This window comes from Tardiphaga robiniae (assembly GCF_013359755.1).
GTDB classification, from domain to species: Bacteria; Pseudomonadota; Alphaproteobacteria; order Rhizobiales; family Xanthobacteraceae; genus Tardiphaga; species Tardiphaga robiniae.
Window position 1 is genome coordinate 175,482 of record NZ_JABMCJ010000071.1, and the last position, 13,200, is coordinate 188,681.

The following is a 13,200-nucleotide window of genomic DNA, read 5'->3' on the forward strand; positions in this document are numbered from 1 at the left end:
CACCCATCTGCAATGCGGCGGAATATGCTTCGCTATTCTGCGCCACTTGCTGATCAGACGTGAGCCAGCAATATATCGGCCAGCGCCTCGGGCTTGTGCCGCGCGACATTGTGCCCGCAATCAAAGGCAAAGGTCGACCACTCCGGATCGTCACTCAAGCGTTCGTGCAGATCATGAAATGGGCTTCCTTCCCATCCAAATGCACCGACGAAGGTCTTGCGCGGCACGTCATGCCAACGTCCGCGGAGCTTGATCGATTGGAGAAACGTCCCGATTGGTTGCGGCCGGCATCGCGGATCGAGATTGGGAGGCGGCGTGCAGGTGAGGCCATCAGCCTCAGCCCCCGCGATAAAGAGATCACGAAAGCGAGGCGTCGTCAGTGACCATACGGAATCGCCTGTATCAGGTACATAGGCGTCCACATAGACTAGCGCCCGGATTTGCGATGGCTCAGTATCAGCGGCGCCACTCACGATCATTCCACCGTAGGACTGGCCAACAATGACCAGGTCATCGTGTTGCGCCCCTGCGGTAGCGACGACTTCACCAATGTGAGTATCAAGATTAGCCGTTGGGGCAGGAGCATCGCCCAGCCCTGCAAGAGTCATCGGTACGGCTTTGTGACCGTGCGCTGTGAGAATCTCGGCGACCTGTTGGTAGATCCAGCCACCCTGCCAGCCCCCGGGGATGAGGATAAAGGTGGCCATATTGTTCACTCCTGGCTCTGAGCTTGAAGCGCCGACAGTCCGATCGACTACAATCAGACGACGGCGCTCACCGTCACTCCCACTCGATCGTCCCGGGCGGCTTGCTCGTAATGTCATACACCACGCGATTGATGCCCGCTCGCGTACCAGCCCTGCGGCGCGACAGGCAGTCACCTGCCAACGCCGATCTTGAACAGCTCTCGTCCTCCGCCCTAGTAATGGACGGAGGCGCCCATCGCACCAACCTTCGGCGGCGCGAACTTGGTCAGGTCGATGCCTTCGACGGCGGCCTTGTATTCCTCGGCGCTCGGCGTGCGACCGAGGATCGCCGACAGCACCACGACCGGGGTCGAGGCTAGCAGCGATTCACCCTTCTTCTCGGCGGTGTCTTCCACGACGCGGCCCTGGAACAGACGGGTTGAGGTCGCCAGAACGGTATCGCCCTTCTCCGCCTTTTCCTGGTTGCCCATGCACAGGTTGCAGCCCGGACGTTCGAGATAGAGGATGTTCTCGTAGGCGGTACGGTTCGCGGTCTTCGGCTTCACATCGTCGAATTCGAAGCCGGAATACTTCTGCAGGATTTCCCAATCCCCTTCGGCCTTCAGCTCGTCGATGATGTTGTAGGTTGGGGCGGCGACGACCAGCGGCGCGTTGAACGCGACCTTGCCTTCGGCCTTCTCAATGTTCTTGAGCATCTGGGCGACGATCTTCATGTCGCCCTTGTGCACCATGCACGAGCCCACGAAGCCGAGGTCCACCTTCTTGGTGCCGCCGTAATAAGAAATCGGACGGATCGTGTCGTGGGTGTAGCGGCGCGAGACGTCGGCATTGTTCACGTCGGGATCGGCGATCATCGGCTCGTCGATGATATCGAGATCGACGACGACTTCGGCGAAGTATTTCGCATTGGCGTCCGGCGTCAGTGCCGGCTTCTCGCCCGAACGGATTTCGGCGATGCGCGCATCGGCCTTGGCGATCAGGCCCTTCAGCGTGCCCGCGGCATTGTCCATGCCCTTGTCGATCATGATCTGGATGCGCGATTTCGCGATCTCGAGCGACTCGATCAGCGTGTCGTCCTGCGAGATGCAGATCGAGGCCTTGGCCTTCATCTCGGCCGTCCAGTCGGTGAAGGTGAAGGCCTGGTCGGCGAGCAGCGTGCCGAGATGGACCTCGATGATCCGGCCCTGGAAAACATTGTCGCCGCATTGCTTGAGCATCTGCGCCTGGGTCGCATGGACCACGTCGCGGAAGTCCATATGCGGCTGCATCGCGCCCTTGAAGGTCACCTTGACCGATTGCGGGATCGGCATGGTCGCCTCGCCGGTCGCCAGCGCCAGCGCCACAGTGCCGGAGTCGGCACCGAAGGCGACGCCCTTGGACATGCGGGTGTGGCTGTCGCCGCCGATGATGATCGCCCAGTCATCCACGGTGATGTCGTTCAGCACCTTGTGGATGACATCGGTCATCGCATGATAGCTACCCTTGGGATCGCGCGCGGTGATCACGCCGAAATTGTTCATGAAGCTCATCAGCTTCGGAATGTTGACCTGCGCCTTCTTGTCCCACACCGATGCCGTGTGGCAGCCCGACTGATAGGCGCCGTCGACGATCGGCGAGATGACGGTGGCCGCCATCGCTTCCAGCTCCTGCGCCGTCATCAGGCCAGTGGTGTCCTGCGAGCCGACGATGTTGACCTTGACGCGCACGTCCGAGCCCGCATGCAAGACCTTGCCGCCGAGCACACCCACGGCATTGCGGTTGAAGATCTTCTCGACCGCGGTCAGGCCCTGGCCTTCGACCGAGATCTCCTTGTTCGGAGCGAAAACCGGGGTCGGCTCGACGCCGAGCGTTTCGGCGGCAAAGGTCTGCAGCTTCTTGCCGAACACGATGGCATAGGAGCTGCCGGCCTTCATGAACTCCATCTTCTGCGGCGTGAAGGCGGCAGCGACGTCGACCAGTTCCTTGCCGTTTTCGTCGCGCAGCTTCTTGCCCTTGGCGTCGAGCGTCAGCACGGTGCCGGTATCGACCGCAAATTTCTGCTCGAGGACTGGGTTGCCGTCGTTGTTGAGGATCGGCTTGCCGTCGGCGTCGAGCTTCTTGACCCAGTTCTTGAGATTGACGCCGATGCCGCCGGTGACGTCGACGGTGGTCGCAAAAATCGGCGAGATGCCGTTGGTGCCGGCGACGACCGGGGCGAAGTTGACGAAGGGCACAAAGGGGCTGGCCGGCTTGCCGGTCCACAGCGCCACGTTGTTCACGCCCGACATGCGCGACGAGCCCACGCCCATCGTGCCCTTCTCGGCGATCATCATCACGCGCTTGTCGGGATGCTGCTTCTGCAGCGCCACGATTTCCTGCTGCGCCTGCGGCGTCATCATGCACTGGCCGTGCAGCTCACGGTCCGAACGCGAATGCGCCTGGTTGCCGGGCGACAGCAGGTCGGTCGAGATATCGCCTTCGGCGGCGACGTAGGTCACGACCTTAATCTCGTCTGCGACGTCCGGGAGCTTGGTGAAGAACTCGGCCTTGGCATAGCTCTCGAGCACGCCCTTGGCGACGGCATTGCCCGCCTTGAAGGCATCGCGCAGCCGGAACATGTCGGCGTCGTAGAGGAAGAACTGGGTCTTCAGAACTTCACCGGCCTGCTTCGCAAGCCCGGTATCACTGCCGAGCGTGACGTCGAGCAGCACGCCGATCGAGGGGCCCCCCTTCATGTGCGACAGCAGTTCCAGCGCGAAGGTCGGCGTGATTTCCGGGACGATCGCCTCACCGAGGATAATCTCCTTCAGGAACGCGGCCTTGACGCCTGCGGCGCTCGTGGTGCCCGGCAGGGTGTTGTAGATGAAGAATTTCAGGGCGTCGGCGCGGTATTCGCTGCCGGTGTCCTTGATCAGGGCGATGATTTCGCCGGTGAGCGCGCCGTCGTCGATCGGTTTGGGAGCGAGGCCTTGAGCTTTTCTGCTTTCGATTTCAGCGAGGTAATCTGAATAGAGGCTCATCGTCATCCCAACGTCATGAGGTGGTTGACGCTGGAAACACAGCGCCACCAACCGTTGTTGTTAAAACCGGTCTAAAGGCGAATTCGGCTTCGAGTACGTCAATCGCGACCGACTGACAAGATACTGCATTGCAGTAAAAATAGCCCTTTAAATTCAGCGTTCAACGGTCAAAACATGACGGCAGGCATGCTTGCCGGGCTGAAATGCTGGTTCTCACCCGACCTGTCGCAAAGAAACGCTCCGAAGACACGTCCGAAAGGTCGGTCTGACCCGCCACCGTCAGCAAATTGGTGGTCGGCGACCCGCCGCGCGTCAGTCGCGCGATACGGACAGTCCCGCGAGCAGCGGCGCGTATGCGGCGAGCCTTCCGGATACGAACTCGGTGAAGAGCCGCACGCGCTTCGTCTTGCGTGTCTCCCCCTGTGTAAGAAGCCAGAGCGTCCCATGCATGGGCAGGTCGGTGCCCGGCACCCTCACCAATAGAGCGTCAGCATCTCCGACGAAGCACGGCAGTTTTGTCATCCCGATCCCTTGCCGTACAGCAACGATCTGCGTCTCGGCGTCCGGGGTCCTGAACGGAACTCCCGTGGTGTGAACCTCTCCCTCGCGCGCCCAGGCCGGGAGTCCATGATTGTCTATGACGATCCACCGGATGGGATCAGGCGTGCCCGCACGCCACGCGGCTAGTCGATCGCGAGACATGTAGACACCGCTGAACAGCTCCGGTCCCTTCAGGCCGTGAAGATTGAGCGGCAGAGTCTTGCGGTCGGCGACAATGCGGATCGCCACGTCGGCCTCTCGGTTGGTCAGATTTGCCACCTCGCCGGTCGACATGATTTCCATCTCGATGTCCGGATGCATACGCGCGAAATCGGCGAGATCCGGCATGAGCAGGTGTGTCGCGAGGAACGGTGGAAGCGTCACCCGCAAAAGCCCGCGCGCGCTCTGGTCGCGACCGAAGATGCGCGTCTCCAGCAAATGCGACGACGCTTCCATCTGGTCCGCGAACTCGAGAACCTCCTCGCCCGCAGTCGTCAGGCGGTAGCCCGAAGGCAGCTTTTCGAACATTTGCACCCCGAGGCGTGCCTCGAGCTGGGCGATGCGTCGCAACACGGTCGCGTGGTTCACACCGAGGCGCTCGGCGGCAGCCCGCACCGAGCCTCCGCGCGCGACGGCAAGAAAATAGCGAACGTCATCCCAGTCGATCATGGTGCAATCTCGCACCGTGCGGCGCGCCTTCCAAGCCCGTATCCAGACATGGTGCAACAATACGGGCTGTCATCATAGCCTATGGCGACGAGCGCGGTCCAATTCCGACCGGCGGACACCGATCGCCGCGGCTGGCGTTAGTCGTCCAGCCGGATCGATTTCGCACCACCGATGTGCGCGCTTCCGCACTCAACGCCTGACGCCGGCAGACCCATCTCGAGGTTCTCGGGGACAGTCCCGACACCACGACAGGAGAAGTTATGGGAAAGCTTGAAGGCAAGGTTGCAGTCATCACGGGTGGATCGAGCGGCATGGCGCTGGCGAGCGCCAAGCTGTTCGTCGAAGAAGGCGCCTATGTGTTCATCACGGGCCGGAGGCAGGAGGCGCTCGACGAGGCAATCAAGCTGATTGGCCGGAATGTGACCGGCGTGCGCGGCGACGCGGCCAATCTCGACGACCTCGACCGCCTGTTCGACACGGTCAAGCGGGAAAAGGGAGAGATCGACATCCTGTATGCGAGCGCCGGCACGGGCGAAGCCGTGCCACTGGGCGAAATCACCGAGCAGCATTTCGATGCGACCTTCGGCCTGAATACGCGCGGCACGCTCTTTACGGTTCAGAAGGCGCTGCCGCTGTTCAATGATGGCGGATCGATCTTCATGACCGGATCGGTTGCGTCGTTGAAAGGCTTTCCTGGTTACAGCGTGTATGCCGCGAGCAAGGCGACGCTGCACGCATTCGCACGCGGGTGGCTCAACGAGCTGAAGGGCAGAAATATCCGGGTGAACGTGCTGCACCCCGGGCCGATCGCCACACCGATGCAGGACCAGGTCCTCACCGAGGAGGCGAAGCAGATGTTCGAATCCCTGATCCCGCGGGGAAAGATGGGGCGTCCCGAGGAAATCGCGGCGGTCGCGCTGTTTCTTGCTTCAGACGATTCGAGCTTCGTGAATGGGCTGGAGCTGTCTGTCGACGGCGGCTTCTCGGCCATCTGAAAATCGGAGAAGCATCATGAGCTACGCGATTATAGGATTCGGCAAGATAGGCCAGGCCCTCGCCCACGCCTTCGCCCGTAAGAACATCGAGGTGACCGTCGCGAGCCGCCGGCCGCCCGAGGCGTTGGCGACACAGGCTCGGGCGATTGGACCCACGGTGGTCGCCAAGTCGCTGTGGGATGCACTCGAGGCCGACACGATCATCCTGGCGGTCCCGTTCGGCGAGCATCGCGAGGTTGCGAAGGCCCTGCCGAACTGGAAAGGCAAGACGGTCATCGACGCGATGAACGCGTTTCCAGTCCCTGAAGAGCTGGACGGTCTGCCGTCCTCCGCCTTCGTTGCGAAGTCGTTCACCGGCGCCAGGCTCGTCAAAGGCTTCAATCACCTGATTGCAGCCACACTGGCGACCGATCCGATCGTCGAGGGCGGCCACCGGGTCGTCTTTCTGTCTGGTGACGACGAGGATGCGATCGCTCCCGTGGCGGATTTGGCCAAACAACTCGGCTTCGCACCCGTCAAGCTGGGAAAGCTCAACGAAGGTGGCGCGCTGGTGCACGCACGCGGCCGCACCTGGGGTCCGCTGATCTTCCAGGATTTGTTCAAGAAGGAGCAGTGATCGGCGTACGGGCGCCATTCGAAGAGCGGGGAGACGCCCGACGGAGCGGGCGGATTACGCCTTGCGGCTAATCCGCCCTGCGCACTGGCCGCGACGACCGCAGGCTTGCCCTCTACCGCCGCGTCGACAACCGGGAGAACTCGGCCTTGGCATCGCGAAATTCACTCGCGCATGGCAGTGCCTTTTGTCTGACGTAGGAGCGAAGTCGAGTTGACTAAATATGTTCGCTGGTTGGTTGTCATTCTAAACAGCGATCGGCTCTCGTATTGAGTGCAATGTCACCGTAATGCCCGAACCTTCGTACGCCGCCATTACGCGATCGGCTCTGCGCAGTCACAAGCCGATACGCGATACCGTGAAGATCGGATTGTTGAGATCAACCTCGATCTCCGATGTGAACGGGTCTCTATAAACCTCGGCGTCATATCCTCTAAACGCTATACCCGCTCCCTTCATCACCTTGAAAACTCGACAGACGGCTGACGTGAAAATAGGGACAACATCCAGATAAATCTGGTCTCCAGGATAGCGCTCGCTGGCGCCCTTCTGTCTGATCACCGCAAGCCCAAGTTGCCGATCGATCAGCTTGAATCTTTGCTCCGCTTTATCGCCTCTCAAGGATGTATCGAGGTGGGGCGAAGCTAGGTTCGGATCGAAGCGGGCATAGAAGTCATCCAGCCTAAAGTAGTGGCGCATGAAAATCGGCGCGCCATGAAGCGTCGGATAAGTTGCCAGAAGAAAGGAAGCGCCCAGCCATCGCGAAGGAATTCCCTCAAGGAAGAGCCGCGAAAAGAGACTACAAAACAGCGGGTGGTCGCGATGATGGATCGCATTCCGCATAGCGATGAGAAACGTCGAATCGCCATGATCAAAAAACGGGAAAAGTCCCTTGGAAACATCGTAGAGGGTGTGGAACGCCTCCAGCTTCGCTTCGAAGGCACGGTCCAGATTGTTGATTGCCTCTTCGCGATCAATCTTGAATAGGCTCCCGAACCGCATTTGAGCTTCGACATATAAGCGCATGGTATTTGCGAGGGTGCTGATAGCCCCCTCAATGGCGTTATTCCTAGTCATAGGCTCGGATTGTATCCGAGAAGAACCGTGTCACCCTGCTTTACAGCGAATGCTTGCATAGCTGGCGAAACTGGTCCCTCAACATCAAAATCACCAAAACGCTTTCTAAAATAGCCCCAGTATCTTGCGAGCACGCCGGTTCTTCGAAACATCGGACACACCCAAACCCACTGAAGTCCCCAATTCTTGCCACTGGTTTGATCGCGCAAGCGAAACGCACAAGCACCCACTATTAAATCTCGTTCGTTGAGAAAGAGAAATCCGTGAACATTCGGATCGCTATCGCCGTCGCTGCTGTCCCATTGAACAAAATCATAGCCGAACTCACGTCGAAAGAAGCGAGCCCTTTCGTAAATTTCTCGATGCTTCCAAGCTGGAGATGTAGCTGTTACCAATTCGGGCTCTGAATCAGTCAGCCGGGCTTGAGCTAGTTGCGAAAGAGGTTCTGGATTGAGCACTCTCATTCGCAACTTATGCTCTCTTCGATGATTTGCGCTCGCATCCGGATCTCCTTTAAACCAAGTGTATCCACATTGCGCGCAGACTGTTTCTTTCGGAGAGGCACGTCGACGAAATCTTGGAGCGTCGACCGACAACAAGAGAGGCTCACCGGCATCGCCCCACCAAAGCTCTGCTTTGTACCCGCTGGACATCCGCAGCCGCTCAATCTTCGTTGCAAACGTCGCACGCCCCTCGACCTCAAGCGCTTGGGGAGCCATCTTATGACGGTTCTTGGCAAACCAAAGAATCGAGAGTTGGGCTTCAGTGATGCGACGGAGAGACTTGATACTCGGCATCAATGCCTCGACCAAAGGCATTGGGTCGAGTGCAAAACCGAGTCGCTCCAATTGAATCAGAAGCTCGGCGACATCTGCCGCGGCCAATGCATGGAAACCAGAAACTGAACTAGAACGTGCCTTTGGCAGGTAATAAATTCTTCGCCAGGGAAGCTCGAATACAGCGCATAGTTTCTTAATATCAACGTTTCCGTCTAGGCGGGCATCGTAGAGATAGAAAATGTCTTCGATATCAGCCCGCATAGCCCATCCATCGCTTGCTATGCGTCGAAGAAGCTCGCTTCCACTATGTAGGCGCGCCTTTCCAAGAGGTCGGCTCAATGCGTCCCAAATAGCCTTAATCGTCCCCACGTCAAGAATATTGGACAATGTTATTCCCCTAGCCTGAAGGAGAGGTGAAACGAAGCAATACCGACCAAGCCTCCCGCAATACGATGGGTTTCCTCTGACCCAACTCGCGCAACCATGCCCCGACCATTCGACATACAAGCTAAAGGCTTGGATGGTTGATCACGACCAATTCTGAAGAAGTCACTCGCGGAAGATACATCTCGCCAATTGGCCAATCTAGAACCGCCAAGCCTACCCAAGTTGTCAATTCTGCATTGTTACCGCGGTCGATCGAGACGGAATTCCTCTGCCGGCACTGCCACGCGCCATGCATATCTCGGGCAAACTATGAAATCTTGATCATAGTGATCGAGGCGGCAATAGATTTCAGCGATATGCACTGTCGTTACATATACTGCGAGGTTGGCAATTTCGTAAAATTCGGCATGATGAGCCGCATACCAAATCGCCTTGTCAAGCGAAGGTGTCCACGACATTCCCATGCTATGCACCGGGCCAGCGCAACCACGGAACAAAGTGAATCGCTCGCTCGCAAATGGAGCAACTGTTAGGCCTAATGGCTTTAGCTCTAGGAGACGATTGCGGTCGCAAGCGTCGAATACGTCTTTGATGAGCGAAAATCCCCACTCGTGGAAATGAGAAGTGTGCACGTAAGCGTCAAGCCAAGGCGCCTCCAGGCAACCCAACTTTGAAAGTATTCTGTAATTGCGAATTATAAAGCTTAAGCCGTCTGCCGGGATATAACCTTGAAAATTCTGACCACGAGCAATCGCAGTCTTCACGTTGTCAGCGTCAATTTCCGTGAGGCCAGAGAAGTCCAAATCTTCGAGCCCGGGCGCGTCTCCATACGGTGAACGGCCCGATTCCATTCAAACATTCCTTTGTTCCGCTGGACCATAGCCCCTAAGCCGATATCAGACGCCCCCTACTCCCACTCAATCGTCCCCGGCGGCTTGCTCGTGATGTCATACACCACGCGGTTGACGCCCTTCACCTCGTTGATGATGCGTGTCGCGGTCTCGCCGAGAAACTTCATATCGAACGCATAGAAGTCGGCGGTCATGCCGTCGGTCGATGTCACGGCGCGCAGGCCGACGACGTATTCGTAGGTGCGGCCGTCGCCCATCACGCCCACGGTCTTCACCGGCAATAGGACGGCGAAGGCCTGCCAGATGGTGTCGTAGAGATCGGCCTTGCGGATCTGGTCGATATAGACGGCGTCGGCCTCTCTGAGGATGTCGAGCTTTTCGCGGGTGATCTCGCCGGGGCAGCGGATCGCGAGGCCCGGTCCGGGGAACGGATGACGGCCGACAAAGATATCCGGCAGGCCGAGTTCGCGGCCGAGATCGCGGACCTCGTCCTTGAACAGTTCGCGCAGCGGCTCGACCAGCTTCATGTTCATGCGTGCCGGAAGCCCGCCGACATTGTGATGCGACTTGATGGTGACTGAAGGTCCGCCGGTGAAGGACACGCTCTCGATTACGTCGGGATACAGCGTGCCCTGCGCGAGGAAGTCCGCGCCGCCGATCTTCTTGGCCTCAGTGTCGAACACGTCGATGAACAAGCGGCCGATGGTCTTGCGCTTCACTTCGGGATCGGTGACGCCTTCGAGTTCGCCGAGGAACGTCTTCGATGCGTCCACATGCACCAGCGGAATGTTGTAGTGGTGCCGGAACAGATCGACGACGGTCTTGGCCTCGTCCTTGCGCAGCATGCCGTGATCGACGAATACGCAAGTGAGCTGATCGCCGATCGCCTCATGAATCAGTACGGCAGCGACGGCAGAGTCGACACCGCCGGAGAGACCGCAGATCACCTTGCCCTTGCCGACCTGGGCGCGGATCTTCTCGATCGCTTCCTCACGGAAGGCGCGCATGGTCCAGTCGCCGGTGAAGCCGGCGATGTTGCGCACGAAGTTGTGGATCAGTTTCGCGCCATCGGGCGTATGCGCCACTTCCGGATGAAACTGCATCGCATAGAATTTTCTGGTGTCGTCGGCGATGATCGAGATCGGCGAGCCCGGCGCCTTGGCGACGGCGCGAAAACCCTCGGGCATCTTGGTGACGCGGTCGCCATGGCTCATCCAGACGTCGTATTTGCCACCCACTTCCCACACCCCGTCGAACAGCGCGCAGGTGTCGGTGATCTCGATCGCGGCGCGGCCGAATTCGCGATGATGGCCGGCCTCGACGGTGCCGCCGAGCTGCTGCGCCATGGTCTGTTCGCCGTAGCAGATGCCCAGCACCGGCACGCCAGCGGTGAGGATCGACAGCGGCGCCGACGGCGCATTGTCGTCGAGCACCGAGGCCGGGCCACCGGACAGGATCACGGCCTTCGGCTTCATTTCGGCGAAGGCAGCCTCCGCCTTGTTGAACGGCACGATCTCGGAATAGACGCCCTCCTCGCGGACGCGCCGCGCGATCAGCTGCGTCACCTGAGAGCCGAAATCGACGATCAGAATCTTGTCATGCGCCGAAGCCACATGGGGTGACGGATCGGCGGGCGAAGATGAGGGTTTGCTGGGGGCTGTCATAGCGAGGAATTACGCGACTCAACGCGGGGTCGCAAGGCTGAAAAGGCTTCATGGCAGCCCTGCACCGCTCTATCCCCGTCATTGCGAGGAGCCCTTGCGACGAAGCAATCCAGTTCTTCTTTGTGGCTTTCTGGATTGCTTCGCTCCGCTCGCAATGACGCCGGATAGGCTCTAGCCGACCTATTGGCGTCTCAAAACACTCACGAAAAACCCGTCCGTTCCGGTCCGGCGCGGGGTCATCAGCAGGCCTTCCGGGCTCTGATACGTCGCGGCCGCGAAATCCTCGGATTTGTCCCACAGCACCGACATCACCTGCGCCGGCGGCACCACCGAAAACTCCGGCTGCCGGGCGGTAAAGGCGCGGATCTGGTCGCGGTTTTCCTGGGGAAGCACCGAACAGGTCACATAGGCGATCCGGCCACCCGGCTTCACCAGCGCCACCGCGCGGTCGAGGACCTCGGCCTGGTCCTTGATCCGGACCTCGAGGGCGCCCGGCCGCATCCGCCATTTGGCGTCGGGATTGCGGCGCCAGGTACCCGTGCCGGTGCAGGGCGCATCGATCAGCACGAGGTCCGCGGAGTTGTGGATGTCGCTGAGCGTATCATCCGGGCCCTTCGGGGTGCGGATATCGGCATTGTGGATGCCGGCGCGCGACAGGCGCTCGTGGATCGGCGCCAGCTGGCGCTTGTCGGCATCGGTAGCGATCAGCCGGCCCTTGCCCTGCATCATCGCCGCCAGCGCCAGCGTCTTGCCGCCGGCTCCGGCGCAGAGATCGATGACCTGTTCGCCGGGCTTGGCGCCGGACAGCAATGCTGCGAGCTGCGAGCCCTCGTCCTGCACCTCGATGCCGCCCTTGATGAAATCCTCCTCGGCATGGATGCCGGGATTGCGCGCGTCGGCGCCGAGATCGATCCGCAGCCCCAGCGGTGACCACGGCGTCTCGGTGGCCCCGAGATGGCGCAGCGAGCCCAGCACCTTCTCGCGCTTGGCCTTCAGCGTGTTGACGCGCAGGTCCAGCGGCGCACGGCTGGCCATGGCGGTGGCTTCCGCCACGCGATCGTCGCCAAATACATCGGCCAGCTGGCCATCGAGCCATTCCGGATAATCACCGGCGATATGCGCCGGTGCATCCGCCACCGTGCGCGACGCCAGCGCCGAGCGCTCCGCGTCAGACAGCGGCGCCGGCGCAAAACCGCTGCCGTCACAGAGCGCGGCAATCGTATCGACATCCATCCTGCGCTCGGCCTTGAGCATGCCGAGCAGCCGCGCCCGCGACGTATCGTCGTCCATGATCCAGGCGCTGGAGGCCCGCCGCCGCAGCACGTCCCAGACCAACCCGGAAATCCCGGCCCGGTCGCCGGAGCCGGCGAAGCGGTGCGCGGTGCCCCATTCCTTCAGCGCCTTGGCGGCGGGGACACGCTGGGTGTCAATGGCCTCGATCACTTCGATCGCGGCGGAGAGGCGGGCGGCGGGAGTCATGGCAATCTTTCAACGGAGAGAGGCGCGACACCGCCCCCGATCAGATCAGAAGAAGCATCCGTAGCGCGAAGTAGAACCACATCGCCAACAACACAAGCGCGCTGGCGAGCCAGGCCTGCGATCCCCGGCTATTGGCAATGAACCCGGCGCCCACGAAGCGGGCGATGACGAAGATCCAGGACAGGCAGACCAGCACCAGATCGATCTTACGCAGCGGCAGGCCGATGGCGATCAGCGCATAGAACAGCAGGTCGAGCTGCGGAGCGGTATTCGGCAGATCGCCGGCGTCGTTGCGGCTCAGCAGGCCGCCGCGCCGGCCGGTCCAGAAGAACATGCCCAGCGTAATCGCCACCAGCACGAAGACCGGCAACAAAACCCATTGAATCGACATTGAAATTTCCTCAGCCATGGGAGTTCAAGGCCGGAATTCAGAGCCGCGC

General features: G+C 60.2%; 12 protein-coding genes. 2 read left to right on the forward strand and 10 right to left on the reverse strand.

Annotated elements, in window-relative coordinates; genetic code table 11:
* Positions 1-53: 53 nt before the first annotated feature.
* The 4 genes from HP556_RS05560 to HP556_RS05575 form a co-directional block, all read right to left on the reverse strand.
* On the reverse strand, positions 54-707 hold the full coding sequence (locus HP556_RS05560) for an alpha/beta fold hydrolase (RefSeq protein WP_175366205.1): 654 nt from the start codon (positions 705-707) through the stop codon (positions 54-56).
* A 73-nt stretch (positions 708-780) separates the two neighbouring features.
* Complete coding sequence (locus tag HP556_RS30560; RefSeq protein ID WP_420878645.1) at positions 781-948, reverse strand: GMP synthase (glutamine-hydrolyzing); 168 nt, start codon at positions 946-948, stop codon at positions 781-783.
* On the reverse strand, positions 920-3,706 hold the full coding sequence (locus HP556_RS05570) for a bifunctional aconitate hydratase 2/2-methylisocitrate dehydratase (protein ID WP_175366206.1): 2,787 nt from the start codon (positions 3,704-3,706) through the stop codon (positions 920-922). The genes HP556_RS30560 and HP556_RS05570 overlap by 29 nt, the downstream gene beginning before the upstream one ends.
* A 312-nt stretch (positions 3,707-4,018) precedes the next feature.
* A complete protein-coding gene (locus tag HP556_RS05575; protein WP_175366207.1) occupies positions 4,019-4,915 on the reverse strand; it encodes a LysR family transcriptional regulator in 897 nt (298 codons plus the stop codon).
* Between the two features lie 260 nt (positions 4,916-5,175).
* On the opposite strand from HP556_RS05575, the gene HP556_RS05580 reads away from it, so the two are divergent.
* Together HP556_RS05580 and HP556_RS05585 are read left to right on the forward strand one after the other, a co-directional pair.
* Entirely contained in the window at positions 5,176-5,910 is a 735-nt protein-coding gene (locus HP556_RS05580; protein ID WP_175366208.1) for an SDR family NAD(P)-dependent oxidoreductase, read from the forward strand.
* A gap of 16 nt (positions 5,911-5,926) precedes the next feature.
* A complete protein-coding gene (locus HP556_RS05585; protein WP_246297414.1) occupies positions 5,927-6,526 on the forward strand; it encodes an NADPH-dependent F420 reductase in 600 nt (199 codons plus the stop codon).
* Between the two features lie 333 nt (positions 6,527-6,859).
* Here HP556_RS05585 and HP556_RS05590 read toward each other — a convergent pair whose 3' ends face one another.
* The 6 genes from HP556_RS05590 to HP556_RS05615 all read right to left on the reverse strand — a co-directional run bounded on the left by HP556_RS05590 (position 6,860) and on the right by HP556_RS05615 (position 13,151).
* On the reverse strand, positions 6,860-7,600 hold the full coding sequence (locus HP556_RS05590; RefSeq protein ID WP_175366210.1) for a hypothetical protein: 741 nt from the start codon (positions 7,598-7,600) through the stop codon (positions 6,860-6,862).
* Entirely contained in the window at positions 7,597-8,640 is a 1,044-nt protein-coding gene (locus HP556_RS05595; RefSeq protein ID WP_175366211.1) for a hypothetical protein, read from the reverse strand. Before HP556_RS05595 ends, HP556_RS05590 begins: the two co-directional genes overlap by 4 nt.
* Before the next feature lie 365 nt (positions 8,641-9,005).
* Positions 9,006-9,617 carry a hypothetical protein gene (locus HP556_RS05600; RefSeq protein ID WP_175366212.1) on the reverse strand — a complete coding sequence of 204 codons (612 nt, stop codon included), beginning with the start codon at positions 9,615-9,617 and terminating at the stop codon, positions 9,006-9,008.
* 56 nt (positions 9,618-9,673) lie between these two features.
* Positions 9,674-11,281 carry a glutamine-hydrolyzing GMP synthase gene (guaA, locus tag HP556_RS05605; RefSeq protein ID WP_175366213.1) on the reverse strand — a complete coding sequence of 536 codons (1,608 nt, stop codon included), beginning with the start codon at positions 11,279-11,281 and terminating at the stop codon, positions 9,674-9,676.
* A 180-nt stretch (positions 11,282-11,461) separates the two neighbouring features.
* Positions 11,462-12,760: an RsmB/NOP family class I SAM-dependent RNA methyltransferase gene (locus HP556_RS05610; RefSeq protein WP_175366214.1), complete on the reverse strand. Its 1,299-nt coding sequence runs from the start codon at positions 12,758-12,760 to the stop codon at positions 11,462-11,464.
* 40 nt (positions 12,761-12,800) lie between these two features.
* Complete coding sequence (locus tag HP556_RS05615) at positions 12,801-13,151, reverse strand: hypothetical protein (protein WP_175366215.1); 351 nt, start codon at positions 13,149-13,151, stop codon at positions 12,801-12,803.
* Positions 13,152-13,200: the final 49 nt, after the last annotated feature.